This is a genomic window from Streptomyces sp. R33, assembly GCF_041200175.1.
GTDB classification, from domain to species: domain Bacteria; phylum Actinomycetota; class Actinomycetes; order Streptomycetales; family Streptomycetaceae; genus Streptomyces; species Streptomyces katrae_B.
On the sequence record NZ_CP165727.1, the window covers coordinates 5,949,090 to 5,969,050 of the forward strand.

General features: G+C 73.3%; 21 protein-coding genes and 1 other RNA gene. 14 read left to right on the plus strand and 8 right to left on the minus strand.

Annotated features, from left to right (window positions below):
• Positions 1-10 precede the first annotated feature (10 nt).
• Complete coding sequence (locus AB5J51_RS27415) at positions 11-424, minus strand: ATP-binding protein (protein WP_369778901.1); 414 nt, start codon at positions 422-424, stop codon at positions 11-13.
• A 135-nt stretch (positions 425-559) separates the two neighbouring features.
• Here AB5J51_RS27415 and AB5J51_RS27420 point away from each other — a divergent pair, with 135 nt between their 5' ends.
• The 7 genes from AB5J51_RS27420 (at position 560) to AB5J51_RS27450 (ending at position 8,693) form a co-directional block, all read left to right on the plus strand.
• Positions 560-1,408 (plus strand): Scr1 family TA system antitoxin-like transcriptional regulator, encoded by an 849-nt coding sequence (locus tag AB5J51_RS27420; RefSeq protein ID WP_369778902.1) that lies wholly within the window; start codon positions 560-562, stop codon positions 1,406-1,408.
• Positions 1,368-1,628 (plus strand): DUF397 domain-containing protein, encoded by a 261-nt coding sequence (locus AB5J51_RS27425; RefSeq protein ID WP_369778903.1) that lies wholly within the window; start codon positions 1,368-1,370, stop codon positions 1,626-1,628. The genes AB5J51_RS27420 and AB5J51_RS27425 overlap by 41 nt, the downstream gene beginning before the upstream one ends.
• A gap of 2 nt (positions 1,629-1,630) precedes the next feature.
• On the plus strand, positions 1,631-3,157 hold the full coding sequence (locus AB5J51_RS27430; protein WP_369778904.1) for a serine/threonine-protein kinase: 1,527 nt from the start codon (positions 1,631-1,633) through the stop codon (positions 3,155-3,157).
• Complete coding sequence (locus AB5J51_RS27435) at positions 3,157-4,716, plus strand: serine/threonine-protein kinase (protein ID WP_369778905.1); 1,560 nt, start codon at positions 3,157-3,159, stop codon at positions 4,714-4,716. Before AB5J51_RS27430 ends, AB5J51_RS27435 begins: the two co-directional genes overlap by 1 nt.
• 79 nt (positions 4,717-4,795) lie before the next feature.
• Positions 4,796-6,928 carry an acyl-CoA dehydrogenase gene (locus AB5J51_RS27440; protein WP_369778906.1) on the plus strand — a complete coding sequence of 711 codons (2,133 nt, stop codon included), beginning with the start codon at positions 4,796-4,798 and terminating at the stop codon, positions 6,926-6,928.
• Positions 6,929-6,940: 12 nt separating this feature from the next.
• Positions 6,941-8,134 carry a lipid-transfer protein gene (locus AB5J51_RS27445; RefSeq protein ID WP_369778907.1) on the plus strand — a complete coding sequence of 398 codons (1,194 nt, stop codon included), beginning with the start codon at positions 6,941-6,943 and terminating at the stop codon, positions 8,132-8,134.
• Positions 8,135-8,177: 43 nt separating this feature from the next.
• Positions 8,178-8,693 carry a YcxB family protein gene (locus tag AB5J51_RS27450; protein ID WP_136226756.1) on the plus strand — a complete coding sequence of 172 codons (516 nt, stop codon included), beginning with the start codon at positions 8,178-8,180 and terminating at the stop codon, positions 8,691-8,693.
• 58 nt (positions 8,694-8,751) lie between these two features.
• Here the strand turns inward: AB5J51_RS27450 and AB5J51_RS27455 are convergent, their stop codons facing one another.
• On the minus strand, positions 8,752-9,168 hold the full coding sequence (locus tag AB5J51_RS27455; protein WP_369780325.1) for a DNA-binding response regulator: 417 nt from the start codon (positions 9,166-9,168) through the stop codon (positions 8,752-8,754).
• A 262-nt stretch (positions 9,169-9,430) separates the two neighbouring features.
• Here AB5J51_RS27455 and AB5J51_RS27460 point away from each other — a divergent pair, with 262 nt between their 5' ends.
• Genes AB5J51_RS27460 through AB5J51_RS27470 form a run of 3 tightly spaced genes read left to right on the plus strand, consistent with a single transcriptional unit; the run spans position 9,431 to position 12,360 of the window.
• A complete protein-coding gene (locus tag AB5J51_RS27460) occupies positions 9,431-10,285 on the plus strand; it encodes a MaoC/PaaZ C-terminal domain-containing protein (RefSeq protein WP_369778908.1) in 855 nt (284 codons plus the stop codon).
• Between the two features lie 39 nt (positions 10,286-10,324).
• On the plus strand, positions 10,325-11,404 hold the full coding sequence (locus tag AB5J51_RS27465) for a Zn-dependent alcohol dehydrogenase (RefSeq protein WP_369778909.1): 1,080 nt from the start codon (positions 10,325-10,327) through the stop codon (positions 11,402-11,404).
• A gap of 14 nt (positions 11,405-11,418) precedes the next feature.
• A complete protein-coding gene (locus tag AB5J51_RS27470) occupies positions 11,419-12,360 on the plus strand; it encodes a 3-oxoacyl-ACP reductase (protein WP_136226757.1) in 942 nt (313 codons plus the stop codon).
• Here AB5J51_RS27470 and AB5J51_RS27475 read toward each other — a convergent pair.
• Both AB5J51_RS27475 and AB5J51_RS27480 read right to left on the minus strand, forming a co-directional pair.
• Entirely contained in the window at positions 12,357-12,944 is a 588-nt protein-coding gene (locus AB5J51_RS27475; protein ID WP_063785106.1) for a hypothetical protein, read from the minus strand. The genes AB5J51_RS27470 and AB5J51_RS27475 overlap by 4 nt on opposite strands.
• Positions 12,941-13,222 (minus strand): hypothetical protein, encoded by a 282-nt coding sequence (locus tag AB5J51_RS27480; protein WP_133898177.1) that lies wholly within the window; start codon positions 13,220-13,222, stop codon positions 12,941-12,943. The genes AB5J51_RS27475 and AB5J51_RS27480 overlap by 4 nt, the downstream gene beginning before the upstream one ends.
• Before the next feature lie 104 nt (positions 13,223-13,326).
• On the opposite strand from AB5J51_RS27480, the gene AB5J51_RS27485 reads away from it, so the two are divergent.
• Positions 13,327-14,553, plus strand: a complete 1,227-nt coding sequence (locus AB5J51_RS27485; protein ID WP_369778910.1) for an ROK family protein — start codon at positions 13,327-13,329, stop codon at positions 14,551-14,553.
• 45 nt (positions 14,554-14,598) lie between these two features.
• On the opposite strand, the gene AB5J51_RS27490 is transcribed toward AB5J51_RS27485, so the two are convergent.
• The gene (locus tag AB5J51_RS27490) at positions 14,599-15,663 is read right to left on the minus strand and encodes a hypothetical protein (protein WP_053785032.1); all 1,065 of its coding nucleotides are present in this window, start codon (positions 15,661-15,663) and stop codon (positions 14,599-14,601) included.
• 243 nt (positions 15,664-15,906) lie between these two features.
• Here AB5J51_RS27490 and AB5J51_RS27495 point away from each other — a divergent pair, with 243 nt between their 5' ends.
• The 3 genes from AB5J51_RS27495 to AB5J51_RS27505 are packed head-to-tail and all read left to right on the plus strand — an operon-like array spanning position 15,907 to position 18,835.
• Entirely contained in the window at positions 15,907-16,764 is an 858-nt protein-coding gene (locus tag AB5J51_RS27495) for a Nif3-like dinuclear metal center hexameric protein (RefSeq protein ID WP_053785033.1), read from the plus strand.
• Entirely contained in the window at positions 16,761-17,504 is a 744-nt protein-coding gene (locus AB5J51_RS27500) for a zinc ribbon domain-containing protein (RefSeq protein ID WP_369780326.1), read from the plus strand. The genes AB5J51_RS27495 and AB5J51_RS27500 overlap by 4 nt, the downstream gene beginning before the upstream one ends.
• Positions 17,504-18,835 carry a bifunctional RNase H/acid phosphatase gene (locus AB5J51_RS27505; RefSeq protein WP_369778911.1) on the plus strand — a complete coding sequence of 444 codons (1,332 nt, stop codon included), beginning with the start codon at positions 17,504-17,506 and terminating at the stop codon, positions 18,833-18,835. Before AB5J51_RS27500 ends, AB5J51_RS27505 begins: the two co-directional genes overlap by 1 nt.
• 60 nt (positions 18,836-18,895) lie before the next feature.
• On the opposite strand, the gene AB5J51_RS27510 is transcribed toward AB5J51_RS27505, so the two are convergent.
• The 3 genes from AB5J51_RS27510 to rnpB form a co-directional block, all read right to left on the minus strand.
• On the minus strand, positions 18,896-19,150 hold the full coding sequence (locus tag AB5J51_RS27510; RefSeq protein ID WP_369778912.1) for a Txe/YoeB family addiction module toxin: 255 nt from the start codon (positions 19,148-19,150) through the stop codon (positions 18,896-18,898).
• On the minus strand, positions 19,147-19,416 hold the full coding sequence (locus AB5J51_RS27515; RefSeq protein ID WP_053785036.1) for a type II toxin-antitoxin system Phd/YefM family antitoxin: 270 nt from the start codon (positions 19,414-19,416) through the stop codon (positions 19,147-19,149). Before AB5J51_RS27515 ends, AB5J51_RS27510 begins: the two co-directional genes overlap by 4 nt.
• Before the next feature lie 120 nt (positions 19,417-19,536).
• An RNA gene (gene rnpB, locus AB5J51_RS27520) (RNase P RNA component class A) lies at positions 19,537-19,937 on the minus strand.
• Positions 19,938-19,961: the final 24 nt, after the last annotated feature.

Below are 19,961 nucleotides of genomic sequence, written 5' to 3' on the forward strand. Positions count from 1 at the left end.
CTGGGGGGAGCTAGAGCGATTCTCGAACTTGGCCGAATTCGGCCCGTGCCGGTTCGGTACGCGGTCCGTCGCATTCGAACCACACCGTTTTCCCGGTGGCCGTCGGCTCCGCACCCCAGCGGTCGGTCACGGCCTCGACCAGACGCAGCCCCCGCCCGCCGTCGGCGAGCCCCCCGCCGTCGCAGCGCGCCATGCGCACCGGGCTCGGGCAGTCGTCCGTCACCTCGACCCGCAGCCCGTCGGGCCCGCACAGGATGAGCACCGAGCAGGCCCGGCCGGGGACGTGCCGGACGACATTGGAGACGAGCTCGGTCAGCGCCAGCTCGGCGGTGTGGGTCAGTCCGGTCAGGCCCCAGCTGGCCAGGTAGATCCGCAGGATGCGCCGCATGTGCCGGGCCGAGTGCTCACTCACGGTGAAACCCATGCGGTAGCTCTCGCCAAGTCCGGTTGCTGAATGCTCAGTTACGTGATTCACGTCACCAGAGTGCGGTGGTGTGGTTACGCTCGGCTACGGACCGAAACGAACGCCGCAAGGCGTGTGCTTGGGGGTGACCGCCTCATGGTCAACATCCGCGATCTCGATCCCAGCGCGTCCCCGCTGGACTACTACGGGGCGGAGCTTCGGCGGCTGAGGGAAGCCGCCCGGCTGAAACAAGGGCAGCTCGGGGACAAAGTCTTCTGCACGGCCTCGCTGATCGGCCAGATCGAAACGGCGAGGAAGGTCCCGACCCGGGATTTCTCGGAACGCGTGGACGCGGCGCTCGAGACGGGCGGGGTGTTCTCCCGGCTGGTGGGGCTGGTGTTGCGGAGCCAGCTGCCGACCTGGTTCCAGGCGTACGCGGAGATGGAAGCGAAGGCGGCGTACATCTCCACGTACCAGTCGCAGCTGGTCTATGGGCTGCTCCAGACGGAGGCCTATGCGCGGGCCTTGCTCGGCGTCGACCGCCCTGACCAGGTCGACGAGCTGTTGGCAGCCCGCATGGAGAGGCAGCGCATCCTGGAACGCGAGCACCCGCCCGCCCTGTGGGTGGTGCTTGCCGAGGCGGCGTTGCATCAGGAGGTCGGCGGGCATGCGGTCATGCGAAACCAACTCGCCCACCTGTTGACCTTCCTGGAACGGCCGTGGGTGCAGGTCCAAGTGCTGCCCTTTTCGGCCGGACAACACACAGGAATGCTCGGGTCGTTCAACGTCCTCCGCTTTGACGACGACCCGGACTTGTTCTACGAGGAGGGCTATGCGCAGGGGCACATGACCGCCAACCCAGCACTGATCAAGGAACGTTCGGTCGGCTACGCTCGGCTGCAAGCCGAAGCACTCTCGCCGGAGCGCTCGGTCGCGCTGATCGCTCGCGTAATGGAGGAACGTTATGGGGAACGGCCTGGACCAGACGAGCATGCAATGGCGTAAGTCATCCTTCAGTGGAACCACAGGCGGCGATTGCGTCGAGTGCGCCCCCCTCGGCACCGCCGCCTGGCGCAAGGCCTCCTACAGCGGTGACACCGGCGGCGAGTGCGTCGAAGTGGCCACCCAGCCCGCCCACATCGCCGTCCGGGACTCCAAGAACCCCGACGGCCCCGCCTTCACCGTGAGTCCTGCCGCCTTCGCTGCGTTCGTCGGCGCCCTCTAGGAGTGGAGTACATAGGGCCGTTCCGGACGGTCGCCGTGCTCGGCCAGGGCGGGATGGGCCGGGTGGTGCTGGGGGTGGGGCCGGACGGGCGGTACGTCGCGGTCAAGCAGGTGCATGCCGAGCTGGCCGGGGACGAGGGGTTCCGGGCACGGTTCCGCCGTGAGGTGGACGCCTCGCGGCGGGTGGCCGGCGGCTACACCGCGGCCGTGATCGACGCCGACCCCGATGCCGAGATGCCGTGGCTGGCCTCGCAGTTCGTGCCGGGGCCCTCGCTGAGCCAGGCCGTGGAGACCGCCGGGCCGCTGCCCGAGGAGGCGGTGCGCCGGCTGGCCGCCGGGCTCGCGCACGCCCTGGCCGACGTACACCGGGCGGGGCTGATCCACCGGGACCTCAAGCCGTCCAACGTGCTGCTCGCGGAGGACGGCGTACGGGTCATCGACTTCGGCATCGTGCGGGCGGTGGGGGACCAGACCCGGATCACGCACGCGGGCGCGCTCATCGGCTCGCCCGCGTACATGTCACCGGAGCAGGTCCTGGGGCAGGAACTCACCCCGGCCAGCGACGTGTTCTCACTCGGAGCGACCCTCGTCATGGCCTGTACGGGCAGGGCGCCGTTCGCCGGGATCTCGGTGCCGCGGATCCTGCACGAGGTCGTGCACGCCGAACCGGACCTGAGCGAGGTGCCGCCCCGCCTGCGCGAGGTCATCGCGTGGTGCCTGGCCAAGGACCCGGCCGACCGGCCGACCCCGCGCGAGCTGCTGAGCAGAGTCGGCGGGCTGACGCCGTCGGCGCGGCCGTGGCCGGAGGCGGTGAACACGCTGATCCACGACCAGCTGGTCGTGATGGGCGCGCTGCTGCGCCAGGCCACGGGTCCCGAAACGGGTCCCGGAACGGCTCCCGAAGCGGTCCCCTTGTGGCGCCGCCGCTGGCCCCGGCCGCTGATCGTGGCGGTTGCCCTGGCGGGCGTCGTGGCCGTGGCCGGGCTGACCGTGGGGCGGTCGTACCTCGGGGAGACGTACCGCGGCTTCATATCGGACATCCGGTCGGCAGGGCTGGCGCAGAAGAAGGACAAGTACCCGGCGAGGCCCCCGTCCTGTGAACAGGTCCGGGGCGAGTTGCGCGTGCCGTCCGGTTTCGACCAACCGGACGGGTTCGGGCCGGTCGAGGAGGCCGGCTCGGGCTATGCCCGCTGCACCTGGACCAACCGGACCGGTGACGAGATCGAAGCGGAGTGGACGTTCTTCTCGACCGAGAAGGGTGCGGGCACCGGGGCCGAGCGGGCGAAGAAGCGCCTCGAGATCTTCTACGAGCCCGGCAAGACCCGGCGTGACATCGGCCTCGGGTTCGCCGACGAGGGTCTGTGGCAGCCGCCGCCCAAGGACGACAGGTTTCCGAACTGCCGTCTGTACGTACGGGACGTCAACATGGTGCTCCACGTCTCGGTGACGGGCCCCCGCTACCCGGCCGGCAGATGTGAGGCCGTCACGCGGGAGCTCGCCGCCTCGATCGTGGAACGGGTGGGGAAGTGATGAGACCGCTCAAGGAGTCCGATCCGGCCACGGCGGGACCGTACCGGCTGCTCGCCGAGCTCGGCCGGGGCGGCATGGGCCGCGTGCTGCTCGGCGCGGCACCGGACGGGCGGCTCGTCGCCGTCAAGCAGGTGCACGCCCGGCTCGCCGACGACGACGGTTTCCGGGTCCGATTCCGGCGGGAGGTCGCCGCCTCGCGGAGGGTGTCCGGCGCCTTCACGGCCGCGGTCCTGGATGCCGACGCCGACGCGGAGGCGCCGTGGCTGGCCTCGGTGTTCGTGACCGGTCCCTCACTGGGGGCCGCGGTGGAGAGCGCCGGGGCGCTGCCCGAGGAGACCGTACGGAGGCTCGCCGCCGGGCTGGCGACGGCCCTCGCCGAGATCCACCGGGCGGGGCTGGTGCACCGGGACCTCAAGCCCGACAACGTACTGCTCGCCCGGGACGGGGTGCGGGTGATCGACTTCGGGATCGCGCGGGTGGCCCGGCCCGGCGAGGTCACCGAGCTGACCCAGGCCGGGACGGTGATCGGCTCGCCCGCGTTCATGTCGCCCGAGCAGGCCGAGGGCGGTGAACTGACCCCGGCGAGCGACGTGTTCTCCCTCGGGTCCGTCCTGGCGCTGGCCGCGACGGGCCGCAGCCCCTTCGCGGCGGCGACGGTGGTGCTGACCCTGTACAACGTCGTGCACGCCGAACCCGACCTCCTCGGCCTCCCTCCGGGTCTGCGCGAGCTCGTCACCCGGTGCCTGGCCAAGGACCCGGCGGCCCGGCCGTCCCCGGCCGAGATCCTGGCCCTGACCGGCGCGGCCGGCGCCGCGCAGTGGCCGCCCGCGGTCGAGCGGATGGCCGCCGCCCAGCAGGAGGAGGTCGACGCCCTGCTCCGGGACCCGGACGGCGCAGCTCGCGCGCTCGGGGGCCCGGACGTGGACCCGGACGCGGCGACCGCGACCGCGGCGGCGGTCCGCCCGGAGCGGGCCCACGCGCCGCGCGGCCGGCGGCTGCGCCCGCGCCCGCGGAACCTGCTGCTGGCCGCGGGCGTCCTCGTGGCGGCGGGGGCCGGGGTGACGTACGGGTTGCGCGCGCTGGAGGAGCCGCCGCCGGCCGAGGCCGACCGGTACCTGAGCGTGCCGCTCTGCTCGGAGGCGGCCGGGAAGCTGCCGCTGCCGCTGCAGGAGATGCGGCCGGCCGGCGACAACGAGTCGCCCGTGAAGTCGTACGTGGGCTGTAGCTGGCGGGCGGCCTTCGACGCGGTCGGCGGCGAGGAGGAGCCGAAGCCGCACGCGTCCGTCAGCTGGTCCGTGGAGCGCAGCGGCCGCGTCGCGGGCAGCGGGACGGAGCGCACGCGGTTCAACCTGGGCAGCGGGCGGCCCGAGACCGGTCTCGGGGTGGGGGACGGGGCCTCCTGGGCGGCTCCGGGGACCGCGCAGACCTGTGCGCTGGGCGTGAGTGACGGCAACCTCCTGGTGCGGGTGGCCCTCGGAGGTCCGCAGCATCCCGCCGCGACCTGCGAGAGCGAGGCGAAGGAGATCGCCCGGGCTGCGCTGGCGGCCGTCCCGCGCTGAGCCGGACGGTTCCGTCGAGGGAGAACACGTTCTCGTTCTGACCTTCCGTCAGAATGGAACGTGTTCTAGCCTGCCGCGCATGGGCATCGGAATCACTGGGGAACAGCGGGAGTTGGCCGGGGCCGTACGCGGCTGGGTGGCGCGGGCCGTGCCGCCCGAGGAGGTGCGCAAACTGCTCGACACCCCGCCGCAGACCGGGGCGCGGCCCGCCTACTGGGACGCGATGGCCGCGCAGGGACTGCTCGAGCCGCACCTGGAGGGCGGCACCCTGCTCGACCTGGCCGTCGTCGTCGAGGAGGCCGCCCGGGCGGCGCTGCCCGGGGCGTTCCTGCCGAGCGCGCTGGCGTCCGTACTGCTCGACCGGGCCGGGGCCGAACCCCTCGACGGGCGGGTCGGCGCGGTCGCCCTCGGCCCGGGGACCCTGACCGCCGTCGCCGCCCCGGGCGGCGGGTACCTGCTCGACGGCGACGCACCCCCGGTGCTCGGCGCCGGGGAGGCCGACCTCGTGCTGCTCGCCGCCGAGGCCGCGCACGGCACGTGCTGGTTCGCCGTGGACGCCGCCGCACTGGACGTCCGTACGCACGACAGCGCCGACCCGACCCGGCCCACCGCCGAGGTGCGGGCCCGCGCCGCAAGCGTGCCGCCCGGGCGCCTGCTCGACCTGGACGCGGCCCTGGTCCGGGACCTGGCCTGCGCCCTGTTCGCCGCCGACGCCTGCGGCACCGCCGCCTGGGCGCTGCACACCGCCGCCGAGTACGCCAAGGTGCGCGAGCAGTTCGGCCGGCCCATCGGGCAGTTCCAGGGCGTCAAGCACCTGTGCGCCGACATGCTGGTGCGCCTCGAACAGGCCCGCGCCCTGGCCTGGGACGCCGCCCAGGTGATGGACGCGCCGGCCCCGGTGCGCTCGCTCGTGGCCGCGCTGGCCGCCGGGACCGCGCTCGACGCCGCCTACTCCTGCGCCAAGGACTGCATCCAGGTCCTCGGCGGGATCGGCTTCACCTGGGAGCACGACGCGCACGTGTACCTGCGCCGGGCCGTCGTCGCCCGCCAGCTCCTCGGGCCCGGCGACGGGCACCGCCTGCGGGCCGTCCGCCTCGCGGCGGCCGGAGCCCGGCGCGAGCTGCGCCTGGAACTGCCCGCGGAGGCGGAGACCCACCGCGCGAAGGCCCGTAGCGCCATCGAGGACGCGCGCGGGCTCGACCCGGCGGCTGCCCGGCGGGTCCTGGCTCCCACCGGGTACGCGGCCCCGTACCTGCCGCCGCCCCACGGGCTCGGCGCCGGGCCCGTCGAGCAGCTCGTCGTCCAGCAGGAACTGCGCGCGGCCGGGGTCAGGCTCGCCGACCTCGGCATCGCCACCTGGGTCGTGCCGTCACTGCTCGCCTACGGGACCGACGCGCAGCGGGAGCGGTACCTGCCGGCGACCCTGCGCGGGGACGTCACCTGGTGCCAGCTGTTCTCCGAACCGGGGGCGGGCTCGGACCTGGCCTCGCTGCGGACCAGGGCGGAGCGGACGCAGGACGGCTCCTGGAAGGTCAACGGGCAGAAGGTGTGGACGAGTTCCGCGCACAGCGCCGACTTCGGGATCCTGCTGGCCCGGACCGACCCGGCCGCCCCCAAGCACAAGGGGCTCGGCTACTTCGTGGTCGACATGAAGAACACCCCGGGGATCGACGTGCGCCCGCTCAAGGAGATCACCGGCGAGGCCCTCTTCAACGAGGTCTGGTTCGACGAGGTCCTGCTGCCCGCGGACGCCCTCGTCGGAGCCCCCGGCGACGGCTGGAAGGTCGCCCGCAACACGCTCGGCAACGAGCGGGTCCACATGGCCGACCAGATGACCTTCGAAACCGGGCTCGAGGCGCTGATCGCCCGCTCGGCGGAACTCGACGGCGCGTACCGGGCGCGGATCGGGGCGCTCACCGCCGAGGCGCACGCCCTGGCCTGCATCGGGCTGCGCACCACGCTCCAGCAGGTGTCGGGGCTGGAGCCGGGCGCGGGTGCGTCCGTACGCAAGCTCGTCCAGACCCCGCACCAGCAGCGGACCGCCGAGCTCGCGCTCGAACTGCTGGGCCCGGCGGGCGCGGTACGGGAAGGGGCGGGGGAGCGGGCGGTGCACGGGATGCTCATGTCCCGCTGCCTGACCATCGCCGGGGGCACCACGCAGGTCCAGCTCAACGTCGTCGCCGAGCGCATCCTCGGCCTTCCCAGGGACTGAAGGGCAGCAGTGATGAAGTCGTACATCGTGGGCGTCGGCATGACGAAGTTCGAGAAGCCGGAGTCGAGGGACTGGCAGTACTGGGACATGGCGAAGGAGGCCGGGACCGCGGCGCTGGCGGACGCCGGGATCCCGTACGAGGAGGTCGAGCAGGTGCCGGTGGGGTACTGCTTCCAGGCCTCCACGGCCGGGCAGCGGGCCGCCTACGAGCTGGGGCTGAGCGGGGTCCCGGTCTACAACCTGAACAACAACTGCGCGACGGGCTCGACGGCGCTGATGATGGCGCGGCAGTTCGTGGAGGGCGGGATCAGCGACTGCGTGCTGGCGCTCGGCTTCGAGAAGATGAAGCGCGGGGCGCTGGGCGGCGGCGCAGACGCGGGCTCCGACTTCAAGACCTCGCCGGTGGCCCGGCACTACGGGATCATGGCCGCCGCGCACGGCTTCGAGATGTCGCCGCCGACCGCGCAGATCTTCGGGAACGCGGCGCGCGAGCACATGGAGCGGTACGGGACCACGGCCGCGCAGCTGGCGGCGGTGGGGGCGAAGAACCACCGGCACTCGGCGAACAACCCGAACGCGCAGTTCCAGGACGTGTACACGGTCGAGGAGATCCTCGCCGCGAAGCCGATCCACGAGCCGCTGACGAAACTGCAGTGCTCGCCGACCTCGGACGGGGCGGCGGCCGCGGTGGTCGTCTCGGAGCGGTTCGTCGTCCGGCACGGCCTGCACGACAAGGCGGTGGAGATCGTCGCGCAGGCGATGACGACGGACACGGAGGAGTCGTTCGCCTCCGGCTCGTGCATCGACGTGGTGGGCAAGCCGATGACGGCGGCGGCCGGGCGGGCGGTCTTCTCGTCCTCCGGGCTCGGCATCGAGGACGTGGACGTGATCGAGCTGCACGACTGCTTCTCGATCAACGAGCTGCTGACGTACGAGGCGCTGGGCATGTGCGAGGAGGGCGCCGCGGGGAAGCTGGTGGAGTCGGGCGCGACGACGTACGGCGGGCGGTGGGTGGTGAACCCCTCGGGCGGGCTGATCTCGAAGGGCCACCCCCTGGGCGCCACCGGGCTCGCGCAGGCGGCGGAACTGGTCTGGCAGCTCCGTGCCGAAGCCGGCCCCCGGCAGGTCCCGGGAGCCCGCACCGGCCTGGCCCACAACATCGGCCTCGGCGGCGCGGCCGTCGTGACGCTCCTGCGGCGGGGCTGACCCGTTCCGCGGCTCCGGGGGCACGGGGATAGGCTCCGCCCCCGTGAGCGACATGCGCGAGACCTCCTTCAGCGTCACCGGCAAGGTGACCCGGGACGAGTACACCGAGGCGGCCAGGGCCGCCGGCCTGCTGCGCAGGGGGCGGGCGGTGGCCGCTCTCGGCACGGTCTTCCTGGGCGCGGCGAGCGTGTCGCCGTCCCCGGACGGCCTGACCGTGCACCCCGTCTCCCTCGGCATGGCGGTGGCGTACGGCCTCGTCGTGCTGCTCGTCCTGCCGCGGCTGGCGGTCGCCCTGGGCTTCCGCTCCGGCCGGGCCGCCGAGCAGAAGCGGGCCGTGGTGGACGGTACGGGCATCGAGGTGTTCCGCGGCGGGGAGTCGCAGCGGATCGGGTGGGACGAGGTGCGCTGGTACCACGAGACGCCCCGGCTGCACGTGTTCGTGGGCCGCTCGCGCCGCCGGACGTGTCTGGTGGTGCTGCCGAAGCGGCTGTTCACCGCCCCGGGCGAGAGCGACCTCCTCGCCGCCCTCGCGCACGCGCGGGCCGGCGACCGCTCGTAGCGGCCAGCGGCCAGCGGCCAGCGCCCAGCGGCCGGGAACGGCCGTCCTGCCCGCCGCCCTACGGTTCCAGCGTCGGGTCCGTGACCGCCTCGCCCGTCACGGCGCGGCGGACGGCGTCGGCCAGCGCCCCGGCAGGGTCGTCCCGCAGCACCACCCCCGTCGCTCCCGCGGCGAGCGCCCCTTCGACCAGGCCCGGCCGGGCCGACCCGGCCAGCAGCAGCACCCGGCACTCCGGGGCCTCGCGGCACACCGCCGCCACCTCCGCGAGCACCTCCGGCCGGTCCGCGTCCACCAGCGCCACGGCCGGACAGGCCGTCAGCGCCGCCGCGCCCACGTCCGCACCGGGCGCGACCCGGGCGACCACGTCGAGGTCCGGCTCCAGCTCGAGCAGGACCGCCAGCGCGCCGGCCGACGTGCCCGGACCCTCCGCCAGCAGGACCCGCAACGACCTCGCCGTACGGAAATTCCGGGGCATCTCGTCCACCCCGCCACCCTAGGGCCCCGACCTCCGGGTGCCCGGCAACACGCCCCGCCGAACGTCATCCTGACGTGGAGTCAGGAGTCTTCCCAACTGCTGGGGCGTGCGTTATACATTCCTTCACCGGTCCGACCTAGAACGCGTTCTAGAAGACGGCCGGTCCCGCAAACGACCTCGGTGCGGCCGACGGTGCGGACGACCGCACCGAGGTCTTCCAAGCAGAAGCAAACGGGAACCGAAACAAGGAGCAGCATCCTCAATGCCGATCGATGCCGCCAGGGCCCTCGCCGCAGATCCCCGCCAGGGGAACCTCACCTGGGACCACAAGGACATCCAGCTCTACCACCTCGGCCTCGGCGCAGGCATCCCTGCCACCGACCCGGACGAGCTGCGCTACACGCTGGAGTCCAGACTCCACGTACTCCCCAGCTTCGCGACCGTCGCCGGCGCCGGCATGGCGATGATGGGCGGCCTCGCCGCCCCCGGGATCGAGGTCAACCTCGCCAACGTCCTGCACGGCGGCCAGTCCATCGAGCTGCACCGGCCCATCCCCGTCAAGGGCAGCGCCACCTCCTCCGCCAAGGTCGCCGCCCTCTACGACAAGGGCAAGGCCGCCGTGATCGTGCTGCGCACCGAAGTCGCGGACGCCGACGGGCCGCTGTGGACGAGCGACGCGCAGATCTTCGTACGGGGAGAGGGCGGGTTCGGCGGCGACCGCGGGCCCTCCGTCAAGTCCGACATGCCCGAGCGGGTGCCCGACCGGGTCGAGGAGCGGCACATCCGCGAGGAGCAGGCGCTCCTGTACCGGCTCTCCGGCGACTGGAACCCCCTGCACGCCGACCCGGAGTTCGCCAAGCTGGCCGGCTTCGACCGGCCCATCCTGCACGGCCTGTGCTCGTACGGGATGACCCTCAAGGCCGTCGTCGACACGGCGCTGGGCGGGGACGTCTCGCGGGTCCGCGCCTACCGCACGCGCTTCGCCGGGATCGTCTTCCCGGGCGAGACCCTGCGGATCCGGATGTGGGAGGAGCCGGGCCGGGTCCGGGTCTCGGTGACCGCCGTCGAACGGGACGACGCGCCGGTCCTCGCCGACACCGTCGTCGAACACGCGTAACGCCCGACGCCCGACGCCCGACCACGAAGGAGCCGCACCGTGCGCGCAGCACTGCAGAGCGAGATAGGCCAGGACAAGCTCGAGGTCGTCGACGACATGGAGACCGCGGGCTTCGGCCCCGGCAAGGTCAAGGTCCGCATCAAGGCCACCGGCCTGTGCCACTCGGACCTCTCCGCGATGAGCGGCGTGCTGCCGCAGCCCGCCCCCTTCATACCCGGCCACGAGGGCTCGGGCGAGATCGTCGACGTCGGCGACGGGGTCACCACCCACGCCATCGGCGACCGGGTCCTCGTCTGCTGGCTGCCGCCGTGCGGGCACTGCCCCGCCTGCAAGCGCGGCCAGGGGCACCTGTGCCTGGAGTCCTTCGCGAACGTGGCCACGCCCAACTTCCGCCGCACGGGCGGCGGGGACATCTTCGGCTTCGCCGGCACCGGCACCTTCGCCGAGGAGATGGTGGTGCCCGCCGCGTGCGCCGTACCGATCCCCGACGACCTGCCGTACGACATCGCCGCGCTGATCGGCTGCGGCGTGACCACCGGCCTCGGCGCGGCCATCAACACGGCCAAGGTGGAGGCCGGGTCCTCGGTCGCCGTCATCGGCTGCGGCGGCGTCGGCATCTCCGTCATCCAGGGCGCCAAGGTGCAGGGCGCGGCGCAGATCATCGCCGTGGACCCGGTGGCCTCGCGGCGCGAGGCGGCGCTGCGCTTCGGTGCGACCGAGGGGGTCGCGCCGGAGGCCTTCGCCGACGCCAAGAACCGGATCACGGGCGGCGAGGGCTTCGACTACGTCTTCGAGGTCGTCGGCAAGTCCGCGACCACGCAGACCGCGTACGAGATGACCCGGCGCGGCGGCTCCGTCGTCGTGGTCGGCGCGGGCGCGCTCGACGACAACTACTCGATCAACATGTTCTCGCTGTTCTTCGACGAGAAGAAGATCCTGCCGTCGATGTACGGGGGCGGGGACGTGCTCCGCTCGTACGAGCGCACCATCGCGCTGTGGCGGGCCGGCCGGGTGGACCTGGCGGGCCTGATCACCCACCGGGTGCACCTCGCCGAGATCAACGACGCCCTCGACCAGATGCGTACGGGTGTCGCCCTGCGCACCTGCATCGAACTCTGAGAGGAATCCGGTAGATGTCACTCCCACTTGAGGGACTGTCCGCGATCGTCACCGGCGCCGGCCGCGGGCTCGGCCGGGCCGAGGCGATCGAGCTCGCGCGGCTCGGGGCGGCCGTGGTCGTCAACGACTTCGGCCAGAGCGGGCGGGACGGCTCAGGAGAGGCCTCGGCCGCCCCGGCGGAGGAGGTGGCCGCCGAGATCCGCGCCGCGGGCGGGCAGGCGGTGGCGCACCTCGGCGACGTGGCCGACTTCGAGCAGGCGCGCGAGCTGGTCGAGCTGGCGGTCAGCAGCTTCGGGAAGCTCGACGTCCTGGTCAACAACGCGGGCATCCTGCGCGACCGGATGGTCTTCTCCATGTCGGAGGAGGAGTGGGACTCGGTCATCCGCGTCCACCTCAAGGGCCACTTCAACACCACCCACTTCGCCTCCGTGCACTGGCGCGAACGCTCGAAGGCGGCGGGCGGACCGGTCTACGGCCGGATCGTCAACACCTCCTCCGAGGCCTTCCTCGGCGGCTCGGCCGGCCAGCCGAACTACGCGGCGGCCAAGGGCGGCATCGTGGGCCTGACGACCTCGACCGCCCTGGCCCTCGCCAAGTACGGGGTGACGGCCAACGCCATCTGCCCGCGCGCCCGGACCCGGATGACGGAGGACGTGTTCGCGGGCTTCCAGGTCCCGGAGGAGGGCAAGCTCGACCCGCTGGCTCCCGAGCACGTCTCGCCGCTCGTCGGCTACCTGGCCTCGCCGGCCTCCGCCAAGGCCAACGGGCAGCTGTTCGTCGTGCACGGCGGGATCGTGGTCGTGATGGAACGCCCGAAGGTGGCCGCCAAGTTCGACACGGGCAAGGAGGCCTTCTCCTACGAGGAGCTGGACGAGCTGCTCACCGCGCACTACGACTCCCGCCCGGCGAACGAGACGTTCGCCGCGGTGGAGGTCCTCGGCCTCAAGCACGACTAGCCGACGGGGCGGAGGGGGCGCTTGTAGTACCGCCACGGGAACCAGCCGGCGCCGACCGGGATCCAGCCTTCCGATTCCATCCGCCGGTGGCGCGCGAGGGAGGGGAGCGTCACCCGGCAGTGTTCCCAGGGGTGGCCGGACGCCTCCACCTCGTGGAAGAAGGGGCCGTAGCCGACCATGTGCCAGCCGTCGCGGCCGGCCTCGTCCAGGGCGGCCATCTCGTTGAACGCGGTCAATCCGCCGAGGGTGCGGCGCTTCGGGGCGTCCGGTCCCTCGGCGGGCGGCGGCGCCGAGCCCGCAGCCTTGCCGGCGAAGCGCTGCTGGGCGGCCTGGCGGCTCACCCCCAGGACGCGGCCCACCGTGTCCCAGCTGTGGCCGGCGGCCCTGGCGCCCTGAACGGCCTCGCGCAGCAGCCGGCTCGCCTCCTCCGCTCCGACGCGCGAGGCGCCCACCAGGCGCAGGTACCCGTGGGGGTCGTGTTCCAGCGAGTCGGCCAGCCCCTCGGGGGCGCCGAGAACGGCTGCGGCGATCCCTTCCCGGATCCGGTCCATCTCCGCAGGGTGGAGCAGCGGTCCGTCGTTCATCGGCGCAGTCCTGCGAGGGGCTCGAGGGCGTCGAGGACTTCCTCGTCGCGGCGCATCCGCTCGGCGTCGGCGGCCGCTGCTCGGGCGGCCAGGCCGGCGGTGCAGGCGATGAGTGCGAGGCCCGCGACGACCAGGGCGACAGTGGCGGCGGTACCGAGGCCGTCGCCGAACACCACCGACAGGGCCGGCAGGCTCACGGCGAGCGGCAGTGCGGCGGCCATGGACGGGGTGGCGGGGAAGGCGATCCGGTGCCGGGCCTTCGAGTTCAAGATCGACATGCGTCAAGGAAACCTTGACACCGTCGAGTTGTCAAGAATTCCTTGACAGCCCTCCGGCCGGTCGTCGACGGCCGCAGCGCTCCCGGCTGCGCGAGAATGATCTGATGACCAGCAGCGACGAGGGCGCCGAGCAGCCCTGGAACCCCCAACGGCAGCGCAGCGCCAACGAGCGGCTGCTGTGGGACCGGCTGCGCTCCGGCGGGGCCGCGTCGCGGGCGCAGCTCGCGCGCGAGACGGGGCTGTCCAAGCCCACCGTCTCCAGCGCGCTCGCCGCCCTCGAACAGGCCGGCCTGGTCCGGGAAGCCGGTACGCACGCGCCCGAGCGGGGCCGGATCGCCGTGCTGTACGCCCCCGATCCGACGGCCGGTTACGCCCTCGGGCTCGACATCGGCCGGAGCTGGCTGCGCGTGGCGCTGGCCGACCTCGACGGCACCGTCGTCGCCCGCTCCGACGTCCGCAACCAGGCCCGCACCGCGAACAGCATGGCCGACCTCGCCGTGTCCGCCGCCCGCGGGCTCGTCGCCGACTCCGGGCTGGACCCGGGCAAGGTCACCCAGGCCGTCGTCGGCACTCCCGGCGTCTTCGACGAGGACGAGCGCCGGGTCCGGTACGCCCAGCAACTGCCCGGCTGGGGCCGCCCGGGGCTGCTCGACCGGATCCGCGACGGGCTCGGCCTGCCCGTCGCCGTCCAGAACGACGCCAACCTCGCGGCGCTCGGCGAGTACACGTACGGCGTCGGCGCGGGCAGCCGGCTCTTCGTCTACGTCATGATCGGGACCGGCCTCGGCATGGGCATCGTCAACGAGGGCCGGCTGTTCACCGGGGCGCACGGCGGGGCCGGCGAGATCGGCTTCCTGCCGTGGCCGGGCCGTCGCGAGCCGGAGCCCGCAGCCGACGGCACGGCCGACAGCACGGCCGACAGCACGGCCGACGGCACGGCCGACAGCATGGAGGACGCCGTCTCGGCCGAGGCCGTGGTCCAGACGGCCCGCGCCCACGGGATGACCGGACCCCTCACCGCCAAGGACGTCTTCGACGCCGCCCGGGCGGGAGACGCGGCCGCCGCCCGGGCGGTGGAACTCGAGGGGGAACGCCTCGCCCACACCGTCGCGGCGGTCTCCGCCGTCCTCGACCCCGACCTCGTCGTCCTCGGCGGCGGCGTCGGCCACAACGCCGACCTGCTGCTGCACACGGTCCGCCAGACGCTGCGCACCCTCACACCGCTGCGGCCGAAGGTGGCGCCGAGCAGCCTGGGGGAGGACGCGGTGCTGCTGGGCGCGGTGGCCACGGCGCTCGACGCGGCCCGCGACCTGGCCTTCGAAGGCCGCTGAGCGGCGGGGAATCCGAGCCCGGCCGCGCCGGCCCGCGGCGCTCCGCTACAGCGGGGCCTGCTGCAGCGGTACGGGCCGCGGCGCCGCCGCCGGCGGCGGGTCCAGCCGGACCGGAGGCGGCGGGGACACCGGCAGGGTCAGGCTCGTGATCCCGCACGGCACCTCGGGGGTGGCGTACGGGAGGTGCAGACGGCCCTCCCGGCTCCACAGCCCGGTGCCGAGCCAGCCGTCGGGCGCGCCGAGCCGGAAGACGTGCCGGTCGGCGGGCCGCCACAGGCCGACCCCACCGTCCTCCAGCCGGAGCGCGACCCCGCAGGTCTCCGGCATCAGGGCCTGGCCCGGCTGCACCGCGAACGGGGTCCCCGACTCCCCGCGCAGGCACTCCGGGAAGCGCACCGGGAGGGAGCTGCCCAGCACCCCCCAGCCCAGGCGCGGTTCGCCCGGGGCGTCCGAGCGGATCAGCAGCAGCCCGCTGTCGGGGTCGGCCAGCAGCAGCCGGTCGTCGCTGCCCTCCGTGATCTGGAGCAGCGGGGACACCTCGCCTCCGCGGCCCAGGTCCACCGCGACGGCCTTGGTGGTGCCGCCCAGCTCGCGGTCCAGCGCCAGCATCCGGCCGCCCCGGTCGAGCCAGACGCCGCCGGAGCACCGGCCCGGGATCCGGGCGACCGGCCCGAAGAGGCCCCCGGCCACCTGCCAGACCGTGGTCCCCGCGTCCGAGGCGGCCAGGGCGAAGGCGCCGTATCCGTCCGGGGACGGGGGCAGCAGGGACACCCGTACGCCGTCGTCCCCGGGCTCCACCGAGCCCAGCGGGAGCTCCCCGGTGCGCGGCCCGGCCGCGGCCCCGCCCGTCGGGTAGAGCAGGGCGAAGGCGTGCCGCTGCGCGACCCGGCGGTGGATCAGCACCCGCCCGTCGGCCAGCGCCAGCACCTGGCTGTCGGCCTCCTCGGGCTGGGCGAGCGGCAGCGGCACCGCGTACGGCTCGGGCCCGGCCAGTGTCCAGCGCTCCGGGTAGCGGGCCTCGCCGTCCCCGGCCAGCCGGGCCGCGTACGAACCGTCCGCGGCGATGGTGAACGGGGCCGCCGTCGTGATCTCGATGGCACAGACAGTCATCCGTGCGTCACCTCCGGGGAGGAAGCTAGTTTTCGCACTTCGGCCCGAACAGCACGACGTTCCCCGCTTCACACATACGGGTGGCCGCCCGGCGGTTCGACTGTGATGGCGGGGGCGATTGTGCTGTGCGATACCGGGGCGTTCAGGGTGGCGGAACTCCTGGGGGGTGGACGTACGGGGGTCCCGGGCGACCGGCACCTCGTACGGACTCTGCCGCTCCCGTACGGACGGTAGCCTTGGCCTGTGCCACGTCTCTCTGAAGTCATCGCCGCGCTGGACGCTCTCTGGCCCCCCTCGCGGGCCGAGCAGTGGGACGCCGTCGGAACCGTCTGCGGCGATCCCGACGCCGAGGTCTCCCGCGTCCTGTTCGCCGTGGACCCCGTGCAGGAGATCGTCGACGAGGCCGTGAAGCTGGGCGCCGACCTGGTCGTCACCCACCACCCCCTCTACCTGCGCGGCACCACCACCGTCGAGGCCGGCACCTTCAAGGGCCGCGTCGTGCACACGCTGATCAAGAACGACATCGCGCTGCACGTCGCCCACACCAACGCGGACACCGCCGATCCCGGCGTCTCCGACGCCCTCGCCGGCGCCCTCGACCTGCGGATCACCGGCCCGCTGATCCCCGATCCCAGCGACCCCGAGGGCCGCCGCGGCCTCGGCCGGATCTGCGAGCTGGACCACCCCGAGACCCTGCGGGCGTTCGCCGCCCGCGCCGCCGCCCGGCTGCCGCAGACCGCGCAGGGCATCCGCGTCGCCGGCGACCCCGACATGCCCGTCCGTACCGTCGCCGTCAGCGGCGGCTCCGGCGACAGCAACTTCGCGGCCGTCCGCGCCGCCGGCGTGGACGTCTACCTCACCGCCGACCTGCGCCACCACCCCGTGTCCGAGGCCCGCGAGCAGAGCCCGCTCGCCCTCGTCGACGCCGCGCACTGGGCCACCGAGTGGCCCTGGTGCGAGCAGGCCGCCGCGCAGCTCGACGCGATCTCCGAGCGCCACGGCTGGGGTCTGCGCACCCACGTCTCGCGCACGGTCACCGACCCGTGGACGGTGCACGCGCCGTCCGTCACACCCCCTTCTATCTCTGGAGCCCCCAACTGAACGCCGAGCCCGCCGACCAGATCCGACTCCTCGACGTCCAGGCCCTGGACGTCCGGCTGTCTCAGCTCGCCCACAAGCGCAAGTCGCTGCCGGAGCACACCGAGGTCGAGTCCCTGACCAAGGACCTGACGCAGCAGCGCGACCTGCTCGTGGCGGCCCAGACGCAGGCGAGCGACGCCGCCCGCGAGCAGACCAAGGCGGAGCAGGACGTCGACCAGGTGCGCCAGCGTGCGGCCCGCGACCAGCAGCGGCTCGACTCCGGCGCGGGCATCTCCGCCCGCGACCTGGCGAACCTGCAGAGCGAGGTCGTCTCCCTCGCCAAGCGCCAGGCCGACCTGGAGGACGTGGTCCTGGAGGTCATGGAGCGCCTGGAGGGCGCGCAGGAGCGGGTCACCGAGCTGACCGAGCGGGTCGCCGCCCTCGAAGCCAAGCTGACGGACGCCACCGCCCGCCGCGACGCGGCCACCGGCGAGCTCGACGCCGAGGCCGCGAAGATCACCAAGGACCGCGAGGTCATCGTCGCCTTGATGCCGGCCGACCTGATGGCCCTGTACGAGAAGATCCGCGTCAAGCAGGGCGGCGTCGGCGCCGCCCGCCTCTACCAGCGCCGCTGCGAGGGCTGCCGCCTGGAGCTCGACATGGCCGAGGTCAACGAGATCAAGGCCGCGGCCCGCGACCAGGTCGTGCGTCACGAGAACTGCGGCCGCATCCTGGTCCGTACGGCCGACTCGGGCATCTGATGCAGAGGCCTGCCCGGTTCGTCGTCGAGGCGGACGGCGGTTCCCGGGGCAACCCGGGGCCCGCCGGCTACGGCGCGGTCGTCCTCGACCCGGCGACGGGCGAGACCCTGGCCGAGCGCGCCGAGTACATCGGCGTCGCGACGAACAACGTGGCCGAGTACAAGGGGCTGATCGCCGGCCTCAAGGCGGCCCGCGAGCTGGCCGCGGACGCCGTGGTCCAGGTGCGCATGGACTCCAAGCTGGTCGTCGAGCAGATGTCGGGCCGCTGGAAGATCAAGCACCCGGACATGAAGCCCCTCGCGGCGGAGGCGGCGACGATCCTGCCGCGCGCGCAGGTCACGTACGAGTGGATCCCGCGCGAGCGGAACAAGCACGCGGACCGGCTCGCCAACGAGGCGATGGACGCGGGCAAGCGCGGCGAGCAGTGGGAGCCGTCGGCGTCCTCGGCGGCCCTGGACACCTCGGCGGCCCGCGCCCTGGCCGCCCCGCCGGCGGGCCCTCCGGGGGATGCGGCGAAGGGGGCCGCGGCCGTACGGGCCGCCCTCGCCTCCACGTCCCGTACGCCGGCCACCGCACCGGTACGCGAGGAGGCCGGAGACGACGCCCTGTTCGCGGAGCCCGGCCCCCCTGCCCCGGTACACGTCCCCGCCCCGGCGGCGCCCCCGGCCCAGGCCCCGGCCACCACGCCGGGCTGGGGCCCCGACATGGGGACCCCGGCGACCTTCGTCCTGCTGCGTCACGGCGAGACGGCCCTCACCCCGCAGAAGCGCTTCTCCGGCAGCGGCGGCGCCGACCCGGAGCTGTCCCCGGCCGGCCGCCGCCAGGCTTCGGCGGTGGCCGGGGCGCTGGCCGCGCGCGGCACCGTCCAGACGATCGTCAGCTCCCCGCTGCGCCGCTGCCGGGAGACCGCGCAGGCCGTCGCGGACCGCCTCGGGCTGGAGGTCACCGTCGAGGAGGGCCTGCGCGAGGTGGACTTCGGCGCCTGGGAGGGCCTGACCTTCGCCGAGGTGCGGGAGCGCTTCCCGGACGACCTCCAGGCCTGGCTGGACTCCCCGAAGGCGGCCCCGACGGGCGGCGGCGAGAGCTTCACGACCGCCACCCGCCGGATCTCGGCGACCCGGGACCGGCTGCTGGCCGAGCACGCGGGCCGCACGGTACTGCTGGTCACGCACGTGACCCCGGTCAAGATCCTGGTCCGCCTGGCGCTGGGCGCGCCGCCGGAGTCGCTGTTCAAGATGGAGCTGTCCGCGGCCTCCCTCTCGGCGGTGGCCTACTACGCCGACGGCAACGCCTCGGTCCGCCTCCTGAACGACACGTCGCACCTGAGGTAGCCGATGGGAAGGCCCCCGCCCCTTGCATTCGCCAGGGGCGGGGGCCTTTCGTACTGCCGCTCAGTAGTGGTACCGGGCCTGGGCGATTTCCACGGCCTCGTCCTTGATCCGGTAGACGAGACGGTGCTCGTCCGTGATTCTCCGGGACCACCATCCGGAGAGGTTCTCCTTGAGCGGTTCGGGCTTTCCGGCCCCTTCGAACGGTGTCCGCTGAATCTCCTGGATCAGCCGATTGATCCTCTTGAGGATCTTCGGATCGGCCGTCGTCCAGGAGGTGTACTGATCCCACGCACGACCGGAGAACACCACCTTCATGCGGCGGACTCATCCGTCGTTTCGATGAGTTCACGCGCCTGCCCGTGGCCGGCGTCGAGTTCTGCGATGGACTCCATGAGGATCTGCGCGTTGCGAGGGGAGCGCAGGAGGTAGACCGTCTCCTGCCAGGACCGGAAGTCCTCGGCGGACATGATGACGACGTCGCCGTGCTCGCGGGAGGTGACCTCTATCGGTTCGTGATCCTCGTTGACCTGGCGAATCAGTGGGTAGAAGCGAGTGCGGGCTTCGTTCGCCGAGATCGGCATGGGGACCTCCCGGTATGCACGAGTCGTACGGATTTACCGTACCAGTCCCCGGTGCGAGACGCGTGAGGGCAAAAAAGAACCTCCCCGGGCCCCGCGAATCCGCAGGTCGGAGAGGTACAGCAGACGAGCCGGCCTGTACGCCGGGTTCTGTCACCCGGTGACCTCGCGGTCGCCGGGGAGACGGCCATCCATCTAGGACCGGCGTTGCCGCCGGCCTCGTGCGGTCTACCCGCGAACTCGGGCGGGCAGCCCTCGAGCGTTCGCGCAGACCCGTCCGGGGACGGATCCTCTTGACCTTGCTCCGGGTGGGGTTTACCTAGCCGCCTGGGTCACCCCAGGCGCTGGTGGTCTCTTACACCACCGTTTCACCCTTACCGAGGACCGAAGCCCCCGGCGGTTTGTTTTCTGTGGCACTGTCCCGCGGGTCACCCCGGGTGGCCGTTAGCCACCACCCTGCCCTGTGGAGCCCGGACGTTCCTCGGCGGGATCCGGGATCCCGACGCGGCCGCCCGGCCGACTCGTCTGCCGTGGCGACCATGTTACCG